General features: G+C 75.5%; 20 protein-coding genes and 1 tRNA gene. 16 read left to right on the top strand and 5 right to left on the bottom strand.

Annotated features, from left to right (window positions below; all coding sequences use genetic code 11):
• Positions 1–93 precede the first annotated feature (93 nt).
• Genes KJP73_RS06760 through KJP73_RS06750 form a run of 3 tightly spaced genes read left to right on the top strand, consistent with a single transcriptional unit; the run spans position 94 to position 4,961 of the window.
• A complete protein-coding gene (locus KJP73_RS06760; RefSeq protein WP_213282024.1) occupies positions 94–1,485 on the top strand; it encodes a GH1 family beta-glucosidase in 1,392 nt (463 codons plus the stop codon).
• Between the two features lie 45 nt (positions 1,486–1,530).
• On the top strand, positions 1,531–3,429 hold the full coding sequence (locus tag KJP73_RS06755; protein ID WP_213282023.1) for a hypothetical protein: 1,899 nt from the start codon (positions 1,531–1,533) through the stop codon (positions 3,427–3,429).
• Positions 3,426–4,961 carry an FAD-dependent oxidoreductase gene (locus tag KJP73_RS06750; protein WP_213282022.1) on the top strand — a complete coding sequence of 512 codons (1,536 nt, stop codon included), beginning with the start codon at positions 3,426–3,428 and terminating at the stop codon, positions 4,959–4,961. The genes KJP73_RS06755 and KJP73_RS06750 overlap by 4 nt, the downstream gene beginning before the upstream one ends.
• 43 nt (positions 4,962–5,004) lie before the next feature.
• Here the strand turns inward: KJP73_RS06750 and KJP73_RS06745 are convergent, their stop codons facing one another.
• Positions 5,005–7,653 (bottom strand): helix-turn-helix transcriptional regulator, encoded by a 2,649-nt coding sequence (locus KJP73_RS06745; protein WP_213282021.1) that lies wholly within the window; start codon positions 7,651–7,653, stop codon positions 5,005–5,007.
• Complete coding sequence (locus KJP73_RS06740) at positions 7,650–9,005, bottom strand: MFS transporter (RefSeq protein ID WP_213282020.1); 1,356 nt, start codon at positions 9,003–9,005, stop codon at positions 7,650–7,652. The genes KJP73_RS06745 and KJP73_RS06740 overlap by 4 nt, the downstream gene beginning before the upstream one ends.
• Before the next feature lie 138 nt (positions 9,006–9,143).
• Here KJP73_RS06740 and KJP73_RS06735 point away from each other — a divergent pair, with 138 nt between their 5' ends.
• The 7 genes from KJP73_RS06735 to KJP73_RS06705 all read left to right on the top strand — a co-directional run bounded on the left by KJP73_RS06735 (position 9,144) and on the right by KJP73_RS06705 (position 16,987).
• A complete protein-coding gene (locus tag KJP73_RS06735) occupies positions 9,144–9,380 on the top strand; it encodes a FitA-like ribbon-helix-helix domain-containing protein (protein ID WP_213282019.1) in 237 nt (78 codons plus the stop codon).
• Complete coding sequence (locus KJP73_RS06730; protein WP_213282018.1) at positions 9,377–9,799, top strand: PIN domain-containing protein; 423 nt, start codon at positions 9,377–9,379, stop codon at positions 9,797–9,799. Before KJP73_RS06735 ends, KJP73_RS06730 begins: the two co-directional genes overlap by 4 nt.
• A gap of 130 nt (positions 9,800–9,929) precedes the next feature.
• The gene (locus KJP73_RS06725) at positions 9,930–11,783 is read left to right on the top strand and encodes an MBL fold metallo-hydrolase (protein WP_213282017.1); all 1,854 of its coding nucleotides are present in this window, start codon (positions 9,930–9,932) and stop codon (positions 11,781–11,783) included.
• Between the two features lie 13 nt (positions 11,784–11,796).
• A complete protein-coding gene (locus KJP73_RS06720; RefSeq protein WP_249669169.1) occupies positions 11,797–12,849 on the top strand; it encodes a LacI family DNA-binding transcriptional regulator in 1,053 nt (350 codons plus the stop codon).
• Between the two features lie 358 nt (positions 12,850–13,207).
• Positions 13,208–14,335, top strand: a complete 1,128-nt coding sequence (locus KJP73_RS06715; RefSeq protein WP_213282016.1) for an ROK family protein — start codon at positions 13,208–13,210, stop codon at positions 14,333–14,335.
• Positions 14,328–14,912: a D-sedoheptulose-7-phosphate isomerase gene (locus tag KJP73_RS06710; protein ID WP_249669168.1), complete on the top strand. Its 585-nt coding sequence runs from the start codon at positions 14,328–14,330 to the stop codon at positions 14,910–14,912. Before KJP73_RS06715 ends, KJP73_RS06710 begins: the two co-directional genes overlap by 8 nt.
• Positions 14,913–14,965: 53 nt before the next feature.
• Positions 14,966–16,987, top strand: a complete 2,022-nt coding sequence (locus KJP73_RS06705) for a hypothetical protein (RefSeq protein WP_213282015.1) — start codon at positions 14,966–14,968, stop codon at positions 16,985–16,987.
• Between the two features lie 69 nt (positions 16,988–17,056).
• Here KJP73_RS06705 and KJP73_RS06700 read toward each other — a convergent pair whose 3' ends face one another.
• The 3 genes from KJP73_RS06700 to KJP73_RS06690 all read right to left on the bottom strand — a co-directional run bounded on the left by KJP73_RS06700 (position 17,057) and on the right by KJP73_RS06690 (position 20,178).
• Positions 17,057–18,031, bottom strand: coding sequence for a carbohydrate ABC transporter permease (locus KJP73_RS06700; RefSeq protein ID WP_249669167.1), 975 nt, complete (start codon positions 18,029–18,031; stop codon positions 17,057–17,059).
• On the bottom strand, positions 18,031–19,005 hold the full coding sequence (locus KJP73_RS06695) for a carbohydrate ABC transporter permease (RefSeq protein WP_213282014.1): 975 nt from the start codon (positions 19,003–19,005) through the stop codon (positions 18,031–18,033). The genes KJP73_RS06700 and KJP73_RS06695 overlap by 1 nt, the downstream gene beginning before the upstream one ends.
• A gap of 276 nt (positions 19,006–19,281) precedes the next feature.
• Positions 19,282–20,178: a Sir2 family NAD-dependent protein deacetylase gene (locus KJP73_RS06690; RefSeq protein ID WP_433995154.1), complete on the bottom strand. Its 897-nt coding sequence runs from the start codon at positions 20,176–20,178 to the stop codon at positions 19,282–19,284.
• A 64-nt stretch (positions 20,179–20,242) separates the two neighbouring features.
• Here KJP73_RS06690 and KJP73_RS06685 point away from each other — a divergent pair.
• The 6 genes from KJP73_RS06685 to KJP73_RS06660 all read left to right on the top strand — a co-directional run bounded on the left by KJP73_RS06685 (position 20,243) and on the right by KJP73_RS06660 (position 25,720).
• A tRNA-Ser gene (locus KJP73_RS06685) sits at positions 20,243–20,329 on the top strand.
• 139 nt (positions 20,330–20,468) lie between these two features.
• On the top strand, positions 20,469–21,482 hold the full coding sequence (locus KJP73_RS06680; protein WP_213282013.1) for a hypothetical protein: 1,014 nt from the start codon (positions 20,469–20,471) through the stop codon (positions 21,480–21,482).
• A gap of 263 nt (positions 21,483–21,745) precedes the next feature.
• Positions 21,746–23,044: an extracellular solute-binding protein gene (locus tag KJP73_RS06675; protein WP_249669164.1), complete on the top strand. Its 1,299-nt coding sequence runs from the start codon at positions 21,746–21,748 to the stop codon at positions 23,042–23,044.
• Positions 23,041–24,045: a carbohydrate ABC transporter permease gene (locus tag KJP73_RS06670; RefSeq protein WP_249669163.1), complete on the top strand. Its 1,005-nt coding sequence runs from the start codon at positions 23,041–23,043 to the stop codon at positions 24,043–24,045. Before KJP73_RS06675 ends, KJP73_RS06670 begins: the two co-directional genes overlap by 4 nt.
• On the top strand, positions 24,042–24,914 hold the full coding sequence (locus tag KJP73_RS06665; protein WP_249669162.1) for a carbohydrate ABC transporter permease: 873 nt from the start codon (positions 24,042–24,044) through the stop codon (positions 24,912–24,914). The genes KJP73_RS06670 and KJP73_RS06665 overlap by 4 nt, the downstream gene beginning before the upstream one ends.
• Positions 24,915–24,916: 2 nt before the next feature.
• Positions 24,917–25,720: an IclR family transcriptional regulator gene (locus KJP73_RS06660; RefSeq protein WP_213282012.1), complete on the top strand. Its 804-nt coding sequence runs from the start codon at positions 24,917–24,919 to the stop codon at positions 25,718–25,720.

Genomic DNA, 25,720 nt, shown 5'->3' with positions numbered 1-25,720 from the left:
CTCTGTGCGACGGACGCGGAGCGCGGCGGGGGCGCCCCCCGGGCCTTCGTCGGCAGCGTCAGGTGTGTATAAGAGGCAGGAGGGGCTGCACCCGTGACCGTCACGTTCCCGCCCGACTTCCTGTGGGGCGCCGCCACGTCCGCCTACCAGATCGAGGGCAGCCTCGACGCCGACGGCCGCGGCCGGTCGGTCTGGGAGGAGTTCGCCGCGCGCCCGGGAGCGGTCGAGGGCGGCGGCGACGGCTCGCGCGCGTGCGACTCCTACCGGCGGTGGCGCGATGACGTCGACCTGGTCGAGGAGCTCGGGCTGCGGGCCTACCGGTTCTCCGTGGCGTGGTCGCGGGTGGTGCCCGAGGGGCGGGGACGCGTCGAGAGCCGCGGCCTGGACCACTACGAGCGGTTCGTCGAGGCCCTCCTGGACCGCGGGGTCGAGCCGGTCCTCACCCTGAACCACTGGGACATGCCGCAGGCGCTCATGGCCGACGGCGGGTGGGCCGGGCGCGGCAGCGTCGACGCGTTCGCCGAGTACGCCGACGCGGTGGCGGAGCGCCTCGGCGACCGGGTGCGGTGGTGGATCACGCAGAACGAGCCGTGGATCGTCCAGCTGCTCGGCTACCAGCTCGGCCTGCACGCCCCGGGGGTCGCGGACCTCGCGGCGTCCGTCCGGGCCGGGCACCACGTGCTGCTCGGCCACGGGGCCGCCGCCGACGCGATCCACGCCCGGGTGCCCGGCGCCCGCACCGGCTGCGCGCTCAGCCTGTTCCCGTGCGACCCCGCGACGGACTCGGACGAGGACGCGGCCGCCGCGTGGGGCTCCGACGGGTACGTGAACCGCTGGTACCTGGACCCGCTCGCGGGCCGCGGGTACCCGGCCGACACGCGGGCGCACTACGAGCGGGCGCTCGGGGCCTCGCTGGACGACGTGGTCCGCGACGGCGACGAGGACCGGATCGGCGGCCGGCAGGACTTCCTGGGCATCAACTACTACACGCGCCGCGTCATGGCGGCGGCCCCCGCGGGGCCGGACCGCCCGTTCCCGTGGCAGGTGGTCGGCCCGGGCCGCGACGTCCCGCGCACCGACGAGGGCTGGGAGATCGTCCCGGACGCCCTGCGCGACCTGCTGCTGCGGCTGCACCGCGACCACCCCGGCACGCCGCTGATGATCACCGAGAACGGCGGCGTGTTCGGCGACGCGCCCACCCACGACGGCCGGGTGCACGACGTGCGGCGCACCGAGCTGCTGCTCGGCCACCTGCGCGCCGTGCACGAGGCGATCGACGGCGGCGCGCCCGTGATCGGGTACCTGCACTGGTCGCTGCTCGACAACTTCGAGTGGTCGCTGGGCTACCGGCCGCGGTTCGGGCTGGTGCACGTCGACTACGCGACCGGGCGGCGCACCGTGAAGGACTCCGGGCGCGTGTACGCCGGGATCGCCCGCACCGGGACGCTGCCCGACGCGCTGCCCGGCATCGCCCCCTTCGGCTGAGCGCCGGCCGCCCCACCTTCGAACCGACACGACCCCCGAGGAACCATGCGCATCACCGCCGGACCCGGCACCCACACCGTCGTCGCCGACACCTACGTGGTGCAGGTCCGGGCCAACCCGCCGCGCGCGGTGCTCGCGGACCCCGACGGGCGGATCTGGTCGCACCTCAGCCTGCTCGCGTCGGTGGACCGCGTCGGGGTGGCGGACGAGTCGCTCGACGTCGGCGTCCCGACGGTGCACCGGCCGGACGGCACCGCGGTCGGGTCGGAGCCGGCGGAGGTCGACGCGGCGGAGGTGCGGCTGGACGTGACGAGCACCGCCTGGCGCCGCCGCCGCGTCACGCTGCGGTGCCTGCCCGACCGGCTGGAGATGGTGGTCGACGTCGCGGGCGACGGCGTGCTGACCGACGTGCGGCTGCTCGGGGGCCGGGCGGTGCTGGACAACGGCGCCGGCGGGACGTTCCGGTCGTCGACGGAGTTCGCGTCGGTGTTCGTGCCGACACCCACCGAGCCGGTGCACCTGGTCCGGCCCGCGGCGTCCCCGGCGTCCCTCGGCGTGCTCGGGGACGCGTCGCCCGGCCGGCTGCACGCGGTCTTCTCGCCGCCGCCGCTGTGCCTGGTGCTCGGCCGCGAGCGGTCAGCGTCGGCGCTGGACGTCCCCGGCGGCGCCTGGCTCGCCGTCGGGCTGGTCGCCCCCGTGACGGACCTGCGGCTCACCGAGCTGCGGTACCAGCCGCTGGACGGCGGGTTCCTGCTGGAGCTCGACCACGACGCCCACACCACGGTCGCGGGGGCGTGGCGCAGCCCCACGGTGGTGCTGCGTCCCGCCGCCGACCCGTGGCGGGCGCTCGCGGACCACCGGGCCGACCTGGTCGCCGCGGGCGCGCCGGAGGGCCCGGTGGAGCCCCGGGCCGCCTGGTGGTCGGAGCCGGTCTTCTGCGGGTGGGGCGCCCAGTGCGCCCGCGCGCCGCTGCCCGGGGAGCCCGCCGCCCACCCCTACTACCTGCAGGACCTCGGGCCCGCCGTCGTGCCGCCCGGCCTGCCGATCGCCCCGGACCTCGCCCGGCAGGACGTGTACGACGAGCTGCTCGACCACCTCGCCGCCCACGACGTCGTGCCCGGGACGGTCGTGATCGACGACAAGTGGCAGGCGGCGTACGGCACAGGCGAGGTCGACACCGGGCGCTGGCCGGACCTGCGCGCGTGGGTCGCCGCCCGGCACGCGGCGGGGCAGCGCGTGCTGCTGTGGTGGAAGGCCTGGGACCCGGAGGGGCTGCCCGTCGACGAGTGCCTGGTCGACGCGGGTGGGCGCCCGGTGGCGGTCGACCCCGCCCGCCCGGCGTACCGGGAGCGGGTGCGCCGCACGGTCGCGCACCTGCTGGGGCCGGACGGCATCGACGCGGACGGGTTCAAGGTGGACTTCACGCAGCGGTCACCCGCCGGGCACGCCGTGCGTCGGCACGGTGCGACGGAGGTCGAGGGCCCGTGGGGCGTCGCGGCGCTGCACGCGCTGCTGCACGACCTGTACCGCGCCGCGAAGGCCGCCAAGCCGGACGCGCTGGTGGTGACGCACACCCCGCACCCGGCGTTCGCGGACGTGTGCGACATGGTCCGGCTGAACGACGTGCTGGAGCGGGACACCGACGCGGCCGTCGTCCCGCTCGCCGACCAGATGCGGGTCCGCCGGTCGATCGCCCGCGCCGCGCTGCCCGGCCACCTGGTCGACACCGACCAGTGGCCGATGCTCGACGTCGCGCAGTGGCGGGACTACGTCGCCGCGCAGGCCGAGGGCGGGGTGCCGGCGCTGTACTACGCCGAGCGCGTCGACCGGTCGGGGGAGCCGCTGACGCCCGCCGACCTCGCGCTGGTGGCGGACGGGTGGCGGGCGTACCGGGCGGCGCTCGCGTCGGGCGCCCTGCCCGGTGCCGCGGGGGCCGGGCGGTGACCGACGCCGAGGTCGTCGTCGTCGGTGCGACCTCCGCGGGCGTCTGCGCGGCCGTCGCGGCGGCGGAGGCGGGGGTGTCGGTCGTGCTGCTCGAGCCCGGGCAGCACGTCGGCGGCATGACGTCCGGCGGGCTCGGCTACACGGACGTCGGCGACGTCCGCGTCCTCGGCGGCATGGCGGCCCGGTTCCGTGCGGACGTCGCTGCGCACTACGGGGTCGCGGTCGGGACGTGGGCCGGCCCGGAGCCGCACGTCGCGGAGGCCGTCTTCCGGCGCTGGCTCGACCACCCGCGGATCCGGGTGGAGCACGGCGCGGCGGTGCGGTCCGCCGAGGTCGTGGACGGCGCGATCCGGTCCGTCACGACCGCCGACGGGCGGCGCTGGTCCGGCGGGGTCTTCGTCGACGGGACCTACGAGGGGGACCTGCTGGCGCTCGCGGGCGTCCCGTTCGCGGTCGGGCGCGAGGACCGGTCGCTGCACGGCGAGTCGCTGGCCGGCCGCCGGGAGCCCGTCCCGGGCCGGCACGCGTTCCCGGGCTGGGTGTCGCCGTTCGCGGACGACCCGACGGGGGAGGTCCCGGGCGCGGTGCTCCCGCAGGTCCGGGACCGGCCGCTCGCGCCGGTCGGCTCGGGGGACGGCGGCGTCATGTCCTACGGGTACCGCCTGTGCCTGACCACCGCGCCGGACCGGGTCCCGGTCGAGCGGCGCGCCGGGTACGACGACGCGTACTGGGAGCTGGGGCGGCGCCTGTTCCGCCACTGGGAGCGGGAGGGGCGGGTGCCGGAGGCCGGGCGGCTGCTCGGGCTCGAGCCGAACCTGCCGGGCGGCAAGGCCGACGGGAACTCCCTGGGGCCGTTCTCGCTGAGCGTGCTGGACGGCTCCGCGTGGGAGTACCCGACCGCGAGCCCGGACCGGCGCGAGGAGATCCGGCTGCACCACCTGCACCACGCGCAGGACTTCCTCTGGTTCCTCACCCACGACCCCGCGGTCCCGGCCCCGGTGCGCCGGGAGCTCGCGCGCTGGGGGCTGCCCGCCGACGAGTTCGCCGACACCGGGCACCTGCCGCACCAGCTCTACGTCCGCGAGGCCCGCCGCATGGTCGGGGAGGTCGTGCTGACCGAGCACGACCTGCGGCGCCCCGCGCGGTGGCACGACGTGGTCGCGATGGGCTCGTACCACCTGGACGTGCGGGAGGTGCAGCGGACGTGGCGCTGGGTGCACGAGCACCCGCGGCCCGTCGGCATGGTCGTGACGGAGGGGTACCTCTCGGTGCCGGTGCCGCCGTACCCGGTCCCGTACCGGGCGCTGGTCCCACGGTGGGAGGACTGCCGCAACCTGCTGGTGCCCGTGTGCGTGTCGGCGTCGCACGTGGCGTTCTCGTCCGTCCGGATGGAGCCGCAGTACCAGATGCTCGGGCACGCGGCGGGGCTCGCGGCCGCGCACGCCGTCGCGTCGGGGCGGGACGTGCAGGCGGTGGACGTCGCGGCCCTGCAGGACGCGCTCCGCGCCCAGGGGCAGGTGCTGGCCGTCTGAGCCGGGTCGCCGGCGGGGCGCGGCGGCGGCTCGGGCGGGCCGCTCAGAGCAGCCCGAGCTCCCGCGCGCGGGCGACCGCGTCCGCGCGCCGGCGCACCCCCAGCTTGCGGTAGGCGGTCCGCACCTGGGTCTTCACCGTGTTGTGCGAGACCTGGAGCCGCGCGGCGACCTCGGCGAGCTCCGTGCCGTCGGCCAGGTGCCGGAGCACCACGAGCTCCCGCTCGCTGAGGCCGACGCCGCCCGGGTCGTCGGGCACGGGGGCCGGCAGGTCCGCGAGCCCGTCGAGGAACGGGCCGAGCACCGGGTCCCCTGCGGCGAGCCGGACGAGCTCCGCACGCTCGGCCGGGCTCACCAGCGCCCACCCCGTGCGGGAGCCGCCGCCGCCGCCGATCGCCGCGGCCTCGTGCAGCGCCCGCGCGGCGACGGCGCCGCGCGGGCTCGTGAGGCTCCCGTCCCCGCTGTCGGCGGGCACCGCGGCCGGCACCGGCACCGAGGCGGCCGCGAGCAGGAACCGCCGCGCGGCCCGCAGGCGCGGCCCCTCGTCGGGCAGGTCCGGTCCCGCGAGCAGGGCCCGCGCCTCGTCGCGGCGCCCCGTCGACAGCAGGAGCCGCCCCCGCGCCACCCGGGCGGCGGGGTGCGTCACGGGCACCGACTCGACGAGCGCCAGCCCGCGTTCGGCCTGCCCGCCGCTCAGCGCGAGCACGGCGCGCGCGGCGGCGAGCCGGGCACGCCACGCGGCGGTCACCGGCGCCCGGCGGCCGCGCCGCAGCGCCTGCACCAGCACCTCCTCGCCCGGCACGGGGCGCCCGGCGAGCAGGTCCAGCGCGGCCTGGGCCTCGGCGAAGGCGGGCCAGAACTCGTTCGTCCGGAGCTCGCCGGCCAGCCCGTCCAGCACCTCCCGCGCGTCCTCGAGCCGGCCCTCCTCGATCGCCAGGTGCACGCGCGCGAGGTCGAGGGTGGAGCGCCGGTACGCCGTCTCGTGCGTCGGCGGCGGCTCCAGGCGCCCGGCCACCGCGGCGACGTCGCGGGCGGCGGCGAGGTCGCCCTGCGCCGCGAGGAACCCGGCCCGCAGGCTGTAGGTGCTGAAGACGCCCAGGGCCCCGGACTCCTCGTGCGCGAGCGCGCCCTCGACGACCTCCAGCCCGCGCTCGACGTCGCCCGCCGCGACGAGCGCCACGCCGAGCTGGCGGTGCAGCAGCCCCCGCAGGCCGTCGACGACCGGGTCGGCGCCGGGCGGCACGGCCGCGAGGTGGTCGAGGGCCGCCAGCGCGGCGGTCCGGGCCCGCGCCCCGCGCCCGAGCAGGCGCATCGCGACGCTCTCGCCCGCGCGCAGCACCACGCGCTCGGCGGTGGTGGCGCGCGGCAGGTGGTAGACGGCGGCGGCCGCCGCGACGGCGAACCACTCCAGCGCCCGCACGCGGTGCTCCGCCCGGGTGTTGTGCAGCAGCGCCAGCAGCAGCGCGAGCTGCGGGCGCCGGGCGACCGCCTGCCGGGGCAGGGACTCCAGCACGCGGATGGTCTCGACCGCGTCGCGCGCCTGACCGGAGCCCCAGATGCGCACGACCGTCGCCGTCACGAGGTCCAGGTCACCCGTCGCCGCCGCCGCGTGCAGGGCCGGGTAGAACCGCCGGGCCGCCAGCCCCCAGGCCACGACCGCGCGGAGCAGCCCGGGGACCGCCTCCGGCTCCGCCCGCTCGAGGTCCGCGCGCAGGGCCGCCCGCACCACCGGGGTGAGCGTGAGCACCGGCTCCGCGCCGTCGTCGCCGCTGCGGTCCTGCCACGTCGCGAGCCCGTCCGCCTCCAGGCGCGCGAGCAGGTCGCCCGCGGGGGCGCCGGTCAGCACGGCGGCCAGCGCGGGGGTGACGGACTCCGTGACCGCGACGCGGCGGGCGGCGGCGAGGTAGCCGCCGTCGTCGTCCGGGGCGTCGAGGCCGAGGACGACTCCCTGGGCCGCGACCGCCACCAGCCGGTCGCGCGGCGCGGTCGCCAGGTCGAGCGTCCCCCGGGTCCCCGCGATGGCCAGCGCGCGGACCGCGAGGGCCATCCCGTCGGTGGCGGCGCGGACCGGGGCCGCGGCGGCACCGTCCTGCCCGGCGCGCGCGAGCACCGCCGCGACCTCGTCGTGGTCCAGGCGCAGGTCCGCCGGCCGCACCTCGGCGACGTCGAGGCCCAGGCCCGCGGCCGCGAGCAGCCGGTCCGGGTCCCGCCGCGTGGCGACGGCGACGCGCAGCCGGTCGACGCGCGTCAGGACGTGCACCAGCTCCTCGTCCGTGGCGGTGGACGACACCGTCTCGTAGCCGTCGACGACCACGTGCACCGGCGCGCCCAGCGTGAGCAGCGCGTCCACGACGGCCGCCCGGGCCTCGTCCGCGCGGGCGCCGGTGAGCAGGCCGGCGTCGGCCAGCGCCTCCAGGACCCGCGGCCACAGCCCGTCGCCGGAGGGCGCCGTGCGGGCGTCGAGCCAGACGACCGCGCGGTCGGCCGGCAGCGCCTCGCGCGCCCACGACGCGAGCAGGAGGGTCTTGCCGGAGCCCGCGGCGCCGTGGACCACCTGGAGCGCGGCGTCCGGGTCCAGCCGCGCAGCCGCCGCCGTCCGCGGCACGTACCAGGACGGCACCCGGGGCACACCGGGACGGGCGGGCGGCGCGGCCCCCGCGCCGGCGTCGGTCACGGTCGTGGTGGGCCCGGTCACGCGGCCGGCCCCGTCACGGCTCCCGGGCGGACGAGCACCGCGGCCGAGCCCGCGGCGAGCGCGAGCGCCGCCGGCACCACGGGGTGCCAGCCGTACGAGGCGGCCGCGAGCGCCGGCCCGACGACGAAGGTCAGGGCGTTGACCGCGTTCACCAGCCCGGCGACCTCGCCCTGCTCCGCGGCGCCGACGGCCGTGGAGGCGGCGGCGGTGCACCCGGCGGCCGCCGCCCCGACGCCGACGCCGAACACGAGCGCGACGGCCAGCAGCACGGGCCGGGGGACCGGGACCGCGTACACCGCCACCGCCGCGACCACGACGGCGCCGCCCCACCGGACCAGCCGCCACGGACGCCAGCGGAGCCGCGGCACCAGCAGCCCCTGGGCGACCAGCGAGCCCAGCCCGGCGGCGAGCAGCAGCGCCCCGGTGAGCGCGGTGGCGGGTCCGGCGGCCAGGTCGTAGCGGTCCTGCGCGAGGAACCCGACGCTGCCCTGGACGAGGGCCATCGCGAGGAACACGCCGGCGGACGCCAGGACCGCCGCGCGGACGCCGGCCCGGCGCAGGGTCGCGAATGCGGGCAGGACGGGCGCGCGGTCCGCCGGCCCGTCGGGGTCCGCCGGCGCGTCGACGTCCGGGGGGCCGGCGTCCTCCGCCGGGCGTGCGTCCCGGCGCCCGGCGGTCAGCGCGACGACGCCCGCGACGGCCAGCACCGCGGCCGCGGCGAGCACCGGCAGGCCGGCCGCGACGGCACCCAGCGCCGCGGCGAGCCCGGCGCCGGCCATCGTGGCCACGCTGCGCACGGCACCGGCCCGTGCGATCCACGCCACCCGGTCGCCCTCGGAGCGGGACACCGCGACGAGCTGCACCTGGACCGCCGGGCCGACCGCGGCGACGGCCGTGCCCAAGACCACGCCGCGCGCCAGCAGCAAAGCCACCCAGGCGGGCCCGGGGTCGAGGACGTCGGCGGCCGCCAGCGTCGCCGCGACGCCCGCCGTGCCGAGCAGGGCCCCGAGCACGCCCACCAGGACGACGCGGCGGGACCCGCGCACGCCGGCGCGCCGGCCCCACGCCGGGCTGGTGAGCACGACGACCGCAGCCGACGCGGACGTCACCGCACCCGCCTGCCAGTCGGGCAGGCCGAGGGACCGGGAGGCCGCCGGGATCACCGCGGCCGTGGCCGCCTGCGCGACGACGACGGCGAGGAGCGCGAGCAGGCCGGCCCGCGCGAGCGGGGAGGCGGGGAGGAGGGGGAGGCGGTCGTCACGGGCCGGCGTGCCCGGGGCGGCGGAGCCGCCCGGAGCAGTGTCCTCCCGTGTCGCGGCGCCCGGCGTCGGGCCGTCCTGGCTCAGCGGCACGCGCACGAGGATATCCGCACCTTTCGTCGATCTGACCGGCCGGAACGGGGCATACCGCCAGGAAGGACGGCACTCCGGCGCGCCACGGTGCGGCGCCCGCGAGTGATATCGTGCCTGATATCACTCAGGAGGTGCGGAATGGCTCAGCTGCTCGTGCGGAACCTGCCGGACGGCGTCAAGGAGCGGCTGCGCGCCCTGGCGGAGCGTCACCACCGGTCGGTCGAGGCGGAGGCCCGCGCGATCCTGGCGGCCGCCGTGTACACCGACCCGGTCCTGGCGTGGCTCGACGACAGCGCGGACCTGCGCGAGGAGCACGGCGGTGTCGACCTGCCCGAGGCGGAGCGAACCGCGGCCCGCCCGGTGGATCCGCTGTGATCGTCGTCGACACCAACGTCTGGTCCGAGCCGCTCCGGCCCCAGCCGGACCCGCGGGTGCTGGCGTGGATGCGCGCGCACGCCGTCGAGCTGCACATGCCGGCGCTCGTGGTCCACGAGCTGCGGTTCGGCCTGGAGCTGCTGCCGCCCGGGCAGCGCCGCGACCGGCTCGCCGCCCAGATCGACGCCACCGTCGACGGCTTGGGGGACCGGGTGCTCGCCTACGACGGCGATGTCGCGGCCGCCCATGCGCTCCTGCGCGCGCGGGCGCGGGCCGCCGGGCGCGAACCGTCTGCGCAGGACGGGCAGATCGCCGCGCACGCCGCCCACGCAGGCGCCGCGCTCGCGACGCGCAACACCAGCGACTTCGCCGACCTCGGTGTGGTGCTCGTCGACCCGTGGCAGTACGACGCACGGTGACCGACGACTCCGTCGTGCGGTCGTGAAGCGGTCGACCGTCTGACCTGCCGGAACGGGGCATACCGCCAGAAACCGCCCGTGAGCAGCACTTCTCTTGTCGGCACGCGCCTGGAATCGTTACCATAAGGTCATGCCCCCCACCGTCAGCGAGGTCGCGTCCGGGGTGTTCCGCGTCGTCGACACCTGCCACGTCTACGTCGTGCGGGCGCCGCAGCCCGCGGCCGACGGCACGCGCACCGCCGTGGCCATCGACTTCGGCTCCGGTGCCGTGCTCGACCACCTGGACGAGATGGGCGTCGACCGGATCACGGACATCCTCATGACGCACCACCACCGCGACCAGGGCCAGGGGCTGCCCCGGGCGGTTGCGGCGGGCATCGCGATCCACGTGCCGCCGGTCGAGCGGGACCTGTTCGACCGGGTCGACGAGATGTGGCGCACCCGGCAGGTCGTCAACGACTACAACCTCCGCCAGGACCGGTTCTCCCTGCTGGAGCCGGTGCCCGTCGCCGACGTCGTGCCGGAGTACCGGACCCGCAGCTACGGCGGGGTCGACGTCCAGGTCGTGCCCACCCCCGGGCACACCACCGGCTCCGTGTCGTACGTGGTCGAGGCCGCCGGCCGGCGCGTCGCGTTCACCGGCGACCTGGTCTACGCGCCCGGGAAGGTGTGGTCGCTCGCCGCGACCCAGTGGTCGTACACCGAGAACGAGGGGCCCGCGATGACGGTCCTGTCGTGCTACCTGCTGATGGACGAGCACCTGGACCTGCTGCTGCCGTCGCACGGCGCCCCGATGGAGGACCCGCAGCACGCCCTGGGCCTGCTCGCCCAGCGCATGCGCGGCTACGTCGACTCGCGCCGCCCCCAGCCGTGGGACCTGCGCACGCGCCTCGTCGAGCCGTTCCAGCGGATCACCGAGCACTTCCTGCTCAACCTGTCGAGCAACGCCTGCTCCTACGTCCTGGTCTCCCGGGACGGCGCCGCGCTGCTCATCGACTACGGCTACGACATGACGACGGGCCTCGCGTCCGGCGGTGACCGCGCGTCCCGGCGCCCGTGGCTCGCGTCCCTGCCGGCGCTGCGCCGCGAGCACGGCGTCACGGACGTCGAGGTCGTGCTGCCCACGCACTACCACGACGACCACGTGGCCGGCATGAACCTGCTGCGCGACGTCGAGGGCACCGAGATCTGGGCGCCGGAGAACGTGGCGCCGATCCTCGCCGACCCGCTCCGCCACGACCTGCCGTGCCAGTGGTACGACCCGATCCCCGTGGACCGGGTCCTGCCGCTCGGCGAGTCGTTCACGTGGCACGAGTACGAGATCACCGTGCACCCGCTGCCCGGCCACACCCTGTACGCCGCGGCGTTCGAGGTCGAGGTCGACGGCGTGCGGGTGCTCGTCACCGGTGACCAGCAGGACGGCATGGGCATCCCCGGCAACCGGCGCGAGGTCCTCAACTACCAGTACCGGAACCTGTTCCGGATCACCGACTACCGGGACAGCGCCGCGCTGTACCGCCGGGTCGCGCCGGGCGTCATGGTGACGGGGCACTGGGAGCCGCGGTGGGTCGACGACGCCTACCTGGACCTGCTCACCCAGGAGGGCGAGGAGCTCGTCGAGATCCACCACGACCTGCTGCCGCTGGACGAGCTGGACCTGGGCGCCGACAGCCAGATGGCGCGCATCACGCCCTACCTCTCCCGGCTCCCCGCCGACGAGCCCGCACGCTTCACGGTGACGGTCCGCAACCCGACCCGCGAGGACCGCAAGGCGACGGTCCGGCCGGTGCTGCCGCTAGGCTGGCGCGCGCACCCCGACGAGGTCGTCGTCGCGCTCCCGCCCTCCGGGCAGGCCGAGCTGGACCTCGAGGTGGTGCCCACGGGCCCGGGGGCGCGTCGCAGGCGGCTGGCGGTCGACGTCAGCATCGGCGACCTGCACCTCGGGCAGCACGCCGAGGCGCTCGTGGACGTCGTCGAGGTCTAGTCAGGGAGCACGCATGGAGGCCGTCGCGCCGGGGACGCGTGCCGTGATGACCACCGCGGGGCGCCGGGCCACCATCAAGGACGTCGCCGAGGCGGCGGACGTCTCCCGGTCGACGGCGTCGCGCGCGCTGACCGGCCGCGGGTACGTCGCCCCCGCCGTCCGGGAGCGGGTCCGCCGGGCCGCCCAGACGCTCGGCTACGTGCCCGACGCGATGGCGCGGAACCTGCGCCAGCAGGTGAGCCGGTCGATCGGCGTGCTCGTGTCCGACCTGCGCAACTCCTTCTACGCGGACCTCGCGAGCGGCATCAGCCAGCAGTCGCGCCGTCGCGGCTACGCCATGATGCTCGCCGACGACAACGGCTCCGTCGAGGCCGAGCTCGAGGCCGCCGAGACGTTCGTCGCCCTGCGGGTGGCGGGCGTGATCCTCACGCCGCTGTCCACCGAGGTCACCGAGTACCTGGGCCGGCACCGGATCCCCGTGATCGAGGTCGACCGCCAGTTCGCCGAGGGCACGCACGACGCGGTGGTCGTCGACAACAAGACCGCCGCCGAGCGGGTCACGGCCTCGCTGCTCGCGGCCGGCCACCGGCGGATCTCGCTGCTCATCGACGAGATGGACTGGACGACCGGCCGGGACCGCCTGGCCGGCTACCGGGCCGCGTTCCACGCCGCCGGCGTGCCCCTCGACGACGCCCTGGTGGTCCGCGGCGGCTGGGACGTCGGCGCCGCCCTCGGCGTCGCGCGGGAGCTGCTCGGGTCGCCGGACCGGCCGACCGCGGTGTTCGCCGCGAACAACGTCCTCGCGGAGGGCGTGTGGCGCGCCGCTCAGGCGCTCGGCCTGAGCGTGCCCGAGGACCTCAGCCTCGTGTCGTTCGACGACGCGCCGTGGATGACGATGGTCCGCCCGGGCGTCACCGCCGTGGCGCAGGACGCGGTCGCGCTCGGCGAGGCCGCCGTCGCGCAGATGTTCGAGCGGATCCAGAACCCGGACTCCCCGGTGCGGACGGTCATGCTCTCCGCCGCGGTCGCCCAGCGCGGCTCGACGGCACCCCCTGCCACGCCCTGACCCCACCGGGCGCCCCGACCCCTTCGCCCTCCCGTGAAGTGGAGCGTCCGGACGGGACGCGCCGCGCGTGTCGGGCCGAACGCTCCACTCGACGCCCCGGGTCGGTGCGGCCGTCGACCTGGACTCGATCCCACGTGACCCCGGCTCGGCCCGTGCGCCCCGACGCCCGCCCTCGCCGCGGGGACGTCCCGGGTGCGCCGGGGGCCGGCTGCCGCGCTTGACGCTCGATCCGGCCGACTCGTATGCTCGTTCTGGAATCGATCCCAGGCTCCCGGACGGCACCGACGCCGCCCGCCACGCGCCCGGGATCCACGACACGCACCCCCGGCGCGCGTCGTCAGGGGTCGGGAGGACGTGCATGACGACGGACGCATCGGGCGTCGAGCGTGGCGGCGCGTCCCACGCCGCCACGGAGGTCACCGGCACCGGCGGGACCCCGGTCCTCGCCCTCGACATCGGCGGGACCAAGCTGGCCGTCGCCGTGGTCACCGCGGACGGTGCCGTGCAAGGCCTGCGCATCCGGCCGACCCGCCGCGAGGAGGGACCCGACGCGGTGATCCGCCGGCTGTTCGCCATGGGTCACGAGGCGGTCGCCGAGGCGGGGCTCGGACCGGTCGGTGCGGTGGGGATCGCCTGCGGCGGCCCGCTCGACGCCCCGTCCGGCCTGCTCCAGTCGCCGCCGCACCTGCCCGGCTGGGTCGACATCCCGATCGGCCCGCTGGCCGCCGCGGAGTTCGGCGTCCCGTTCGCCCTGGAGAACGACGCCACCGCCGCCGCGGTCGCGGAGCACCGGTACGGCGCGGGCCGCGGGCTGCAGAACCTCGTCTACCTGACCATCTCCACCGGTGTCGGGGGCGGCGTCATCCTCGACGGCCGCCTGCACCGGGGGACCGCGGGGAACGGCGGTGAGCTCGGCCACGTCACGGTCCGCCGGGGCGGCCGGCTGTGCTCCTGCGGGCGGCGCGGCTGCATCGAGGCGTACGCGTCCGGGACGTCCATCGCCGAGCGCGCCGTCGCGGCCCTCGCGGAGGACCCGCGCTCCACCCTGGCCACGCTGCCCGCCGTGACGGCCGCCGACGTGAGCGCCGCCGCGGCCGCCGGTGACCCGCTCGCCGTCCGGGTGTGGGCGGAGACGACGGACCTGCTGGGTTGCGCGGTCGCCGACCTGGTGAACGTGCTGGAGCCGGAGCTCGTCGTGCTGGGGGGCGGCGTGACCAGGTCCGGTGCCCTGCTGCTCGACCCGGTCCGCGACCTCGTCGCCCGGGAGGCGATGCCCCCGGCCGCGCGCGCCGCCACCATCCGGCTCGCGGCGCTCGGCGACGTGGTCTGCGTCGTCGGCGCGGGGGCCATCGCGCTCGACGTCCTGCCCCCGGCACGCCGTGCGGCCGGGCACGAGGCACACCACGCCGACCCCGCCGACCACGCAGCCGCGCCGCTGTCCGTGCCGGCCGCCCAGCCCACCCCGACGGAGGCCGCCCGTGTCTGACGACTGGCTGCACGCGCACCTGGCCGCCCACTCCGCCGTCGCGGAGGCGATGGTCGGCCTCGAGGAGCAGATCCGCGCCGCGGGCGCCCTCGTCCGCGACACGTTCGCGGCCGGGGGGACGCTCTACACGTTCGGGAACGGCGGCAGCGCCGCGGACGCGCAGCACCTGACCGGCGAGCTGGTCGGCCACTACAAGCGGGACCGCCGGCCCCTGCCCGCGGTCACCCTGAGCACCGACCCGACGTCGATGACCTGCATCGCCAACGACTACTCCTACGACGACGTGTTCGCACGGCAGGTGGAGGCCCTCGCGCGCCCCGGGGACCTGGTCGTCGCGTTCACCACCAGCGGCCGCTCGCCGAACGTCGTGAGCGCCCTGCAGATCGCCCGGAAGAACGGCGCGACGACCCTGCTGCTGGCCGGCGGCGACGGCGGTCCGGCGCGCGACCACGCCGACCACCTGCTGCTGGTGCCGTCGGCCGCCACGCCCCGGATCCAGGAGATGCACACGCTGGTGCTGCACGTGATCAGCGAGATGGTGGACGCCTGGGCGGCCGACGAGGTGCCGACCGCCTGACGGGGCGCCCCGCACCCCACCGCACCGACCGCACGACCGAGAGGCTGACCAGGGTGGACGACGGCGTCCTGCTGCGACCGACGGGCTCGCTCTGGCCGGGCGGCGGTGACGGCCCCGTGGTGGGCACCGTCCCGCACCTGATCGAGGTGGTCCGCCCGGACGGGACGGTGGAGGTCGCGACCCCGTCGCCGGCAGGCCCACGCGCGTTCACCGGGGACGCGGGCCCGTTCCGCACGGTCGCGACCTGGGCCCCGCCCACGACGACCGGCCGCATCGACGTGCGCCTGGACGTGGAGCATCGCGGCGAGGAGCCCACCGAGGCCTCGATCCGGGTGCGGGCGCTGCTGCCGGCCGCCGCCGAGGCGCCGTGGTGGCTGGTGCCCGGCGCGTTCTACGGCGAGAACCGCCCCGTCGGCTACGACCGGGTGTTCCCGCGGTTCGAGGTGGGGGCGGACGACCCGGCCGGCATGGTGAGCGACCACTGGGAGCTCCGCGCCGACCGGGCCGCGACGCCGGCGGTCCTGGCGTGGGCCGGGCCGGGCGGCGTCGCGCTGGTCGGCCCGGAGACGACCCCCGTCGGCATGACCGGCCTCGGCCTGGCGCACGACGCGGCGACCGGGGTCGGCAGCGTGCACCTCACCTTCCCGTTCCGCGAGGGCCCGGTGTCGTACATGGGGTCGGAGACGCCCGTCCCGCCGGAGACGACCACGCACCTGTGGCGCCCGGGGGAGCGGGTGTCGCTGCGGTTCGCCGTGTACGCGATGGGCCCGGACCGGCACGCCTACGCCCCGATCCTGCGCGAGGAGCACGAGCGGATCCGCGCCGGCTCGCCGCTGACACCCTGGGTGGGCATCGCCGAGGCGGCGAACCTCGCCGCCGAGGGCCTGCACCGCTGGCACTACACCGAGCCCGGCGTGCTGCTCGAGACGGTCGGCTTCGACCGCGAGGTCAGCGGCCGCGACGGCCTGTCCGTCGACCGGCAGGCGATGCACGTCGGCTGGGTCAGCGGCGTCCCGTGGGCGTTCGCCCTGCTCGCGCACGCCCGCCGCCGCGGGAAGCCCGCCGCCGGGGCTGCCGCCGCGGACGTCATCGACTTCATCTGCGACCACCTGTCGCCGTCCGGGACGTTCTGGGGCGTCTGGTACCGGGACCACGGCTGGTCGCAGAGCTGGTCGCACACGCCCGACCTGCTGCACTCCCGGACCCTCGGGGAGGCCGCCCTGTTCCTCGCGCGGTCCCTGGAGCTGGGGGCCGACGTCCGCGCGGCGCACCCCGGCTGGGCCACGGCGCTGCGGTCGAACCTGGACGCCGTCGTCCGCCGCCAGCGCGCCGACGGCAACCTCGGGTCCGGCCACCACGCGCGCACCGGGGAGGTGCTGTCCTGGGACGGCGCCGCCGGGCTGGCGTGGGTCGCGGCGCTGGCGGAGGCCGGCCGCTGGGACGGGCCCGACGGGGCGGACGGCGCGTACCTCGCGGCCGCCGTGCGGGCGGGAGAGCACTACGCGCAGTTCGTCGACCGGGAGTTCATCCACGGCGCCCCGGAGGACGTCGACCTCGCGCCCACGTCCGAGGACGGCTACGTCGCCGTCATGTCCTACGTCGCGCTGCACCGCCGCACCGGCGACCCGCGCTGGCTGGACCTCGCGCGCCGCGCCGCGGACTGGATGCTGACGTTCCGGTACGCGTACAACACGCGGTTCCCCGCGGGCACGGTGCTGGACCTGTACCGGTTCGCGACCCGCGGCGCCGACAACGCCTCGCCGTCGAACCAGCACCTGCACGCCTACGGGCTCGTGTGCACGCAGGAGCTTGCGGAGCTGTCCGCCGCCACCGGCGACCCGTACTACGCCGAGCGCGCCGCCGAGACCCTCGCGTGCTTCCGGCAGTTCATCGCCCGGTTCGACGGCGACTTCAACGCCTACCGGGGGATGGCCAGCGAGCGGTACTACCAGACCGCGTGCTTCCAGCCGAAGGGCATGCTGCTGACCCTGTCGCACGCCTGGACCGTCGGGGTGCTGCTGCTGGGCTGCGAGCAGGCGCTCGGCTGGCCGAGCCTCCTGGCCGACCCGGTCTGACGGGCTGCGGGGTACGACGAAGGGGCCGGGTCGCGGTGACGACCCGGCCCCGTCTCGTGCGTGGGGGCGTCAGCCCTTGCGGCCCTGCGTGGCGACGCCCTCGATGAAGTACCGCTGCCCGAAGGCGAACAGCGCGAGCATCGGCAGCGTCACGAGCAGGGAGGCGACCATGACGAACTGGTAGTCGCCCTGCCCGCCGGCCGTCGGGCTGTACTTGGTCATCGCGTAGGCGATGCCGAGCGGGGCGGTGAACTCGTCGGGGCTGCCGGCGTTCAGGTAGATCAGCGCGGCCTGCAGGTTGTTCCAGGAGGCCTGGAACTCGAACAGCAGCACGATGATGAACGACGGCAGGGACAGCGGGAACACGATCCGCCAGTACATCCGCCAGTAGTTCGCGCCGTCGATGCGGGCGGCCTCGAACAGCTCCCGCGGCAGGCCGAGGTAGAACTGCCGCTGCAGGAAGATGTAGAACGCCGACCCGAACAGGTTCGCGCCGAACAGCGGGACCCAGGTGCCGAGGAACCCGAGCTCCTTCCAGATCAGGTAGATCGGGATCATCGTGACCGCGCCCGGCAGCATCATGGTCGCGAGCACGAGGCCGAACAGCAGGCCGCGCCCGGGGAACCGGAAGTGCGCGAAGCCCCACGCGACCAGCGAGCTGGACACCGCGACGGTGACCGCCGCGAGGATCGCGATGCCGATGCTGTTGATCATCCAGTTGCCGAGCGGCAGCTCGTCCCACACCTGGACGTAGTTCTGCCAGTGGAACGTCTCCGGCCACAGCGAGTTGTCGAAGACCTGCCCGCGGCCCTTGAGGCTCGCCGCGAGCAGCCACGCGAACGGGTAGAGGAACACGAACGTCATCAGGACGAGCAGCCCGATGACGACGCCGCGGCGGACGCGCCGCCCGGTGCGACCGCCGGCGGCCGCGTCCTCGACCGGGGGCCGGTTCGGGTCGATCGGGCGGTCGCCCTGGCCCGTGATGTCCTCGGGGAGCCCCGGGACCTGCCGGACGGACGTGGTGGTGGTGCCGGTCGTGGCCATCAGTCCCGCCCTCCCTCGTAGTAGACGAACCGGTTGCCGAACTTCATCTGGATGGCGGTGATCGCCATGATGATGAGGAACAGCAGCCAGGCCATGGCGGCCGCGAACCCGAAGTTGAACTGCCGGAAGGCCTGCTGGAAGAGGTAGATCGCGTAGAACAGCGACGCCTCGGGGGACGCGTTCGACTGGTCGCGCCAGAACAGCAGGTACGCCTGGTCGAACACCTGGAACGCGGCGATCGACAGCACGATCACGTTGAAGAAGATCGCGCTGGAGATCATCGGCAGCGTGATGTTGCGGAACCGCTGCCATACGCCGGCGCCGTCGAGCTCGGCGACCTCGTAGAGCTCACGGGGCACGTTCTTCAGCGCCGCGAGGAAGATCACCATCGTGCCGCTGACGCCCCACAGGGTCATCAGGACGATCGACGGCTTGATCCAGCTCGGGTCGACGAGCCACTGCGGGCCCTCGATGCCGAAGATGCGCAGGAACTGGTTGATCGCGCCGGTGTTGCCGTTGAGCAGCAGGAAGAACACCGCGGCGGTCGCGACGGCCGGCGTCATCTTCGGCAGGTAGTAGATGGTGCGGAAGAACCCGGCGCCGCGGCCGGCCTGGTTCAGCAGGGACGCGAGCCCCAGCGCGACCATGATCTCGAGCGGCACGGCGAGCACGGCGTAGAACAGCGTGTTCCCGAGCGCCGTCGCGACCCGGGGGTCGCTGAACAGCTGCGCGTAGTTCTCCACGCCTGCCGGCCGGGCCGTGTTGGTGGCCAGGTTGTAGTGGCTGAAGGAGATCACCAGGCTGTAGATCATCGCGCCGGCCGTGAAGACCAGGAACCCGATGATCCAGGGCGAGATGAACAGGTACCCCGCGAGCGCCTCGCGCTTGTTGTAGGGCACCTTGGCGCGCCGCTTGCGCGGTGAGCGGGTCTGGCGAGCGACGGCCGGAGCGGCGTCGGCTCTCAGCTGCGTCATCGAGGCCTCCAGTCGACCGAGGACGCCGGTCGGTGTGGCCTGCCCCGGCCCTGCCGCTCGGCATGTGGCAACGATGCCACATGCGGCGACTATAGGTGCCGGACCCGACCGCCGCAAGGACCGGGCGGTGCCCGCGGTCTGCTCCACGGGCTGCTTACCTGCGCACTGTGGCACGAACCCCCACGGTCCACGACCCGAGACGGCGTGGTCCCGGTCACGCGAGCGGTAGGCCGTCCCCGCAGGTCACGCCGGGACCCGCGCGCGTCGCAGGCCCGGTCAGAGCAGCGCGGCGAGGTCCGTCAGCGCCTCGGACGTCCCGGCGTCCACCGTGAGGGTCGCGAGCGGGTCCCCGCGGGTCGCCCCGCGGTTGAGGATCACCACCGGCTTGCTGTTCGACGCGGCGTGCCGGACGAACCGCAGCCCCGACTGCACGGTCAGCGAGGAGCCCGCCACCAGCAGGGCGTCCGCCTCGTCCACCAGCGCGTACGCCGCCGCGACCCGCTCGGCCGGCACCGTCTCCCCGAAGTACACGATGTCCGGCTTCAGCATCCCGCCGCACGGGCCGTCGCCGCCGTCCGGGTCCGGCTGCCAGCAGTCCGCCACCCGGAAGTCCGCGGTCTGCTCGATCACGGCGTCCGCGTCCGGCGCGATCTCCACGTCCCCGACCGCCCCGACCCGCTCCGCGAACCCCGGGTTCAGCGCCTCTAGCCGGTCCGCGAGCTCCGCGCGCGTCACCACGCGGTGGCAGCGCAGGCACACCACCCGGTCGTACCGCCCGTGCAGGTCGATCACCCGGCGCGACCCCGCCTGCTCGTGCAGCAGGTCCACGTTCTGCGTGATGAGGCCGACCACGACGCCGTGCGCCTCCATCGACGCCAGCGCGCGGTGCCCCGCGTTCGGGAACGTCCGGTGCACGTACCGCCAGCCCACGTGGTTCCGCGCCCAGTAGTGCCGGCGGAACGCCTCGTCCCCGACGAACTGCTGGTACGTCATCGGGTTCCGGGGCGGCGAGTCCGGGCTCCGGTAGTCCGGGATCCCCGAGTCCGTCGACAGCCCCGCGCCGGTCAGCACCGTCAGGCGGCTGCCCCGCAGCAGCGCCGCGGCGTCGGCGACCGTCCCCGGGTGCGGGCGGACGGCGAAGTGGTCGGGCACGGGCAGGCGGGGGGACGTCACCGCACCACGGTACGTCCGCCGATGCGAGAGTTCCGCCCGGCATCCGGTAGTCTCTCTGCGCCGAGGTAGCGTGTCCGAGCGGCCTAAGGAGCACGCCTCGAAAGCGTGTGTGGGTGAAAGTCCACCGTGGGTTCAAATCCCACCGCTACCGCGTGTGAGGGCCCAGCCCTCCGTGTGTCGAAGCCCCCGCCGGGTGTCCTGGCGGGGGCTTCGTCGTGAGCCGGTCCCTCTCCTTGACCCGACCCGCCGCCGGGTGAAGGCTGGGTGGACAGCAGTCAGGGGGCTCGACTGTGGAGAACAAGCACGCCGAGAGCCGGTCCGAGCCGTGGTACCGGCGGGTCAACAAGGCGGTGCTCGCGGCGGGGGCGCTCGCGGCGGCGCTGGCAGCGATCGCGGGTGCGTGGCAGCTGCTGGATCCGCGTGAACCCCCGGACGAGCAGGACGTCGCAGACATCCGCGGGCTGACCTACTCCGGGACGCAGACCCTGGACTCGTTCGTCGCGGACCACGAGCCCGTCGTCACCGCGACCCCGGCCGCCGACGCGTCGGCCCGGACGCCTCTGGTCGTCACCGTCGACGTGACACCGCCGCCCGATGTGATCGCACCGGACGACGACCCCGAGCCGGCTGAGCCGCCGGAGCCGACCGACGACACGGGTCAGGACGGTTCCGCGCCCGCGGAGGAGAGCAGCGCGCCGGCGACCGTCGGCCCCGAGACCGTCGGCCCCGAGACCGTCGTGCCGACGGAGCCGTCGCCCGAGGGTCCGGGGGCGCCGGACCTGCTCGACGAGAGCCCCGCCCTGAGCGGGTACGCGCTCGATCCGGAGATGTACGAGTTCGTCCTGCCCGACTACGGCCGCGAGGACCACCTGGCCGTCCCCGCCACCCAGGCCGACCCGGAGGTCCCCGGCGCGCAGGACGGGGAGCCGCTCACCGTGGACGAGGTGCGGGACCTGATGGTCCAGGCCGTCGAGTCCGCCGTGGTGGTGCCGGTGGGCGACGAGCTCACCCTCGAGGGGCACGTCTTCACCGCGGAGCTGAGGATCGCCGGGCGCCGGGGCGAGACGGCGCACCTGATCTGGCGGTTGTCCGGTCCCGACGTCCCTCCCGCGTGGCGGCGCGCGCCCGTGGGCTACGCGATCACGTCCGACTCCGACGACGACCAGACGGCGGTCGACGTGTGGGTGCCGGCCCTGAAGGACGGGGGCGAGCACCGGGTCGACGTCTTCCTCGTCAGCGGGGACTACGCGACCCGGCACGACAGGGTCTCGGCGGACGTGCCCCCGGTCCCGGCCGCCCCCTAGCCGGATCTGGAGCGAGGGGTCGGCCGCGTCGGCGGGCCGGTGCGGCGTGTGTGCAGTGCACGCACAACCCCCGCCTGGCGCCCCGGCACCCCCTCCAGCGCCGCCCTTCCCGCGCGCCCCCCGCGCGATCCGCGAGGACCCCTCCCTGCCGGGCACCGGCTGCTCCTAGCGTCGGCGCATCCCGTCCGGGCCCCCCGGACGCGTCAGCCGCCGACGGTCGGGCTGCTCGCGTGAGCGCTCACCGCCATCCCCTGGAGGAAGACGTGAGATCTCGTACTGCTGCCCTGGCCTGTGCCGCCGCCCTGACGCTCGCGGTGGGTGCGTGCGCCCCCGCCCAGTCCGGAGGGTCGGCCGCCACGGACGACGCCGACTCCGGCACCCTGCGCGTCTGGCTGTTCTCCGAGGTCACGCAGGACCCGAAGGAGGCCGTGGTCGACGAGGCCGTCGCCGAGTTCGAGTCCGCGCACGAGGGCGTCGAGGTGGACGTCGAGTACATCCCCGTGGACGCCCGGTCGGAGCGGTTCACCGGCGCGTTCAACGACCCGTCGTCCGCCCCGGACGTCGCGGAGATCGGCAACACCGACCTCGCGGGCTTCGTCGACGCGGGTGGTCTGCTGGACGTGACGGACGCGATCGCCGACTGGGACGAGGGCGCGGACATCGACCCGGCGGTCCTGGAGACCACCGAGATCGACGGCGCCTCGTACGCCGTGCCGTGGTACATCGGCGTGCGCGCCCTGTACTACCGCACGGACGTGTTCGCGGAGCTCGGGCTGCAGCCGCCGGCGTCGCTGGCCGAGCTCGAGGAGACGGCCCGCGCCGTCCGCGCCGCGCGGCCGGAGCTCGTGGGCATCGCGACCGGCGGCGCCGCCCAGTTCGCCTTCCTCCCGTACATCTGGGCGCACGGCGGTCAGATCGCCGAGCAGGACGCCGACGGCGCCTGGACCGGCACGCTGGACTCCGCGGAGGCCCGCGAGGGCATCGCGGCGTACACCCGCCTGCTGCAGGACGACATCTGCCCCGCGCAGACGTGCGCCGAGTGGGGCGGCAACGCCTCGGTCCAGGAGTTCGTCGCCGGCAACGCGGCGATGACCATCGGCGGCGACTTCAACCGGCGCGCGGTCGACGAGTCGGCGGTCGGCGACCTGTACGGCGTCGTCCCGCTGCCGGGCGTCGAGGAGGGCTCCATCGCCCCGGCGTTCGGGGGCGGCAACCACCTCGCCGTCCTGTCGTCCACGGAGCGCCGGACGCTGGCCACCGAGTTCGTGCAGCTGCTCGCGGGCAAGAAGTACCAGCAGCAGATGTTCGACGCGATGGGGAACATCCCGGTGTTCACCGACGTGCAGGCGGACGTCGCCGAGCAGGTCCCCGCGATCGAGCCGTTCGTCGAGACGCTCGCTGCGGGCACCGAGTTCGTGCCGGTGACGCCCGCGTGGAGCACCGTCGACGCGCAGGCGGTGCTGCCCACGATGGTGCAGAGCGTCGCGACCGGCGCCGCGGACGTCGACACGGCGACCGCCGAAGCGACCGCGGCCCTGGACGCCGCGTTCGGCGCGCAGTGACGGCGACCCACGCCCCGCTGCCCGGCACGGGCGGGTCCACCCTGCCCGTGCCGGGCGGCACGCCCCGCCGCGGGCAGCCGCTCGCCCGGCGCGGCAGGGGGACCAGCTGGGCGCGCCGGTGGGAGCCGCGGTTCTACCTGATCCCGGCCGGCGTCGTCCTCGCCGGCCTGCTGGCCTACCCGCTCTACCAGCTCGTCGTCGTCTCGCTCTACGACTACCGCCAGGCGAACGTGTCCGGGAGCGCCCCGCTGCGGTTCATCGGGCTCGACAACTACGCCCGGCTGCTCGGCGACGACGCGTTCTGGACGGTGCTGGGCAACACGGTGGTGTTCGCGGCGGCGTGCGTCGCGGCGACCCTCGCGGTCGGCGGGGCGCTCGCCCTGCTCGCCACGCGGCTGCGGCCCTGGTCCCGCACGGTGCTGTTCCTCGCGTCGCTCGGAGCGTGGGCCACGCCGGCGATGACCGGGTCCGCGGTGTGGCTGTTCCTGTTCGACCCGACGCTCGGCTTCGTCAACCAGACGCTCACCGCGATCGGGCTGGACGGGTTCGCCGGGCACTCGTGGACGTACGACAAGTGGTCGGCGTTCGCGCTCGTGGGCGCGGAGATCGTCTGGTGCTCGTTCCCGTTCGTGATGGTGACGCTGTACGCCGGGATCATCGGCGTGCCGACCGAGATCCAGGAGGCCGCCCGCCTGGACGGTGCGTCGACGTGGCGGGTCGCCGTCAGCATCGTCGCGCCGATCCTGCGGCCCGTGCTGGCGATCATCACCATCCAGTCGATCATCTGGGACTTCAAGGTGTTCACGCAGATCTACGTCATGACGGGCGGCGGCGGCATCGCCGGCCAGAACCTGGTGCTCAACGTGTACTCGTACCAGCAGGCGTTCGCGGCCTCCCAGTACGGGCTCGGCTCCGCGGTCGGCGTCATCACCACGATGCTGCTGATGGTCGTGACGCTCGCCTACCTGCGGGCCCTGCGCCGGTCCGGGGAGGAGCTGTGAGCGCCCCCGCCACGACCCCCGTCGCCCGCCGGCGTCGGCCCCGGGTCGGCGCCGACGTGCTGGCGGTCGTGGTCGCCGCGGTCGTCGCGTTCCCCCTGTACTGGATGCTGCTCTCGGCGCTGAAGCCCACGACGGAGCTGATGTCCGGCGACGCGCTGCCGTACACGCTGCACCCGACGCTCGACGCGTTCACGCGGGTGCTGTCGGTCGAGAACGTGGGCCGGTACCTGCTCAACTCGGTGCTCGTGGCCGCGGTGGCCGTGCCGGGCGCGATGTTCTGCGCCTTCTTCGCGGCCGTCGCGCTGACCCGCTACCGGTTCCGGCTGCGCACCACGCTGCTGGTCACGGTGCTCGTCGCGCAGATGGTGCCCGTCGAGGCCCTCACCATCCCGCTGTTCTTCCTGTTCCGGTCGTTCGGGATGGTCGTGCCGGAGCTGGGCCTGAACCACCTCGGGTCGCTGATGCTCGTGCACATCTGCTTCTCGACGCCGTTCGCGATCTGGATGCTGCGGGGGTTCGTCGCCGCGGTCCCGGAGGAGGTCGAGGAGGCGGCACGGCTGGACGGCGCGTCCGGGCTGCGGTTCGTGCGGTCGATCCTGTTCCCGCTGGTGGCGCCCGGGCTCGTCGCGGTCAGCATCTTCGGGTTCATCTCGACGTGGAACGACTTCCTGTACCCGCGCACGTTCATCATCTCCGCGCAGGAGAACCAGACGCTGCCGCTGGCGATCCTCAACTTCTTCAAGCCCGACCAGAACGACTGGGGCGCGATCATGGCGGGGTCGGTCATCATGACGCTGCCCGTGCTGGTCTTCTTCGTGTTCGTGCAACGGCACCTGGTCTCCGGGCTGGCCGGGGCCGTGAAGGGGTGAGCGTGGACGCGTCCCAGACCCGGAACGAGTCGCTGTCGGTGCGCCGCAGCCTGCAGCTGCTGGAGCAGGTCCGCCAGCTGGCGACTGCCGAGCGGGGGGTGCCGGTGGCCGTCCTGGCCGAGCAGGTCGGGGTGCACCGGTCGACCGCCGCCCGGCTGCTCGCGCCCCTGGTCGAGGAGGAGCTGCTCGCCCGCGACGGGTCCGGCCGGTACCGCCTCGGCCCGGGCGCGCTGCGGCTCGGCCAGTCCTACGTGGACGAGCTCGACGTCGCCGGCCTGGCCGCCCCGTACCTGCGGGACCTGGCCGCGCGCACCGGCGCGACGTCGGTCCTCGGCCTCCCCGCGGGCGGGGCCGTCCGGATCGCGGCGTGCGCGGGCGACGGCGGACGGCTCCCGGTCGGCGCCGGCCTCGGGACGCTGCTCCCGACGTACTGCACGGCGCTCGGCAAGGCGGTGCTGTCCGTCGCGCCCGCCTCCTGGATCGACCAGGCGATCGCGACCGGGCTCCGGAGCTTCACGGACCGGACGATCACCGACCCGACCGAGCTGCGCGGGGAGCTCGACCGCACCCGCCGCCGCGGGTTCGCCCTGAACGACCGCGAGCACGACCAGCACGTCCGGGCGGTCGCCTCGCCCGTGCTCAACCACGTGGGCTCGGTGGTCGCCGCCGTCTGCACGTCGACGGACCACACCCGCATGCCGCCGGCCGCGATCCGCACCCACGCCCGGGCCACCGCCGAGGTCGCCCGCACCCTGTCTCGCGCGATGGGCTGGACCCGCGCGCCGCAACCCCTCCGAGAGGTCTGA

The sequence above is a fragment of the Cellulomonas hominis genome, assembly GCF_901521055.1.
In the GTDB taxonomy this organism is placed as follows: Bacteria; Actinomycetota; Actinomycetes; order Actinomycetales; family Cellulomonadaceae; genus Cellulomonas; species Cellulomonas endometrii.
This window is presented reverse-complemented; position numbering and strand designations above follow the sequence as displayed.

What these genes read in the sequence shown, in the direction of transcription:
- KJP73_RS06755 (WP_213282023.1), top strand. Translation starts at nt 1,531, where the DNA reads ATGCGCATCACCGCCGGACCCGGCACCCACACCGTCGTCGCCGACACC.
- KJP73_RS06720 (WP_249669169.1), top strand. Translation starts at nt 11,797, where the DNA reads ATGGAGGCCGTCGCGCCGGGGACGCGTGCCGTGATGACCACCGCGGGG.
- KJP73_RS06715 (WP_213282016.1), top strand. Translation starts at nt 13,208, where the DNA reads ATGACGACGGACGCATCGGGCGTCGAGCGTGGCGGCGCGTCCCACGCC.
- KJP73_RS06700 (WP_249669167.1), bottom strand. Translation starts at nt 18,031, where the DNA reads ATGGCCACGACCGGCACCACCACCACGTCCGTCCGGCAGGTCCCGGGG.
- KJP73_RS06695 (WP_213282014.1), bottom strand. Translation starts at nt 19,005, where the DNA reads ATGACGCAGCTGAGAGCCGACGCCGCTCCGGCCGTCGCTCGCCAGACC.
- KJP73_RS06735 (WP_213282019.1), top strand. Translation starts at nt 9,144, where the DNA reads ATGGCTCAGCTGCTCGTGCGGAACCTGCCGGACGGCGTCAAGGAGCGG.
- KJP73_RS06725 (WP_213282017.1), top strand. Translation starts at nt 9,930, where the DNA reads ATGCCCCCCACCGTCAGCGAGGTCGCGTCCGGGGTGTTCCGCGTCGTC.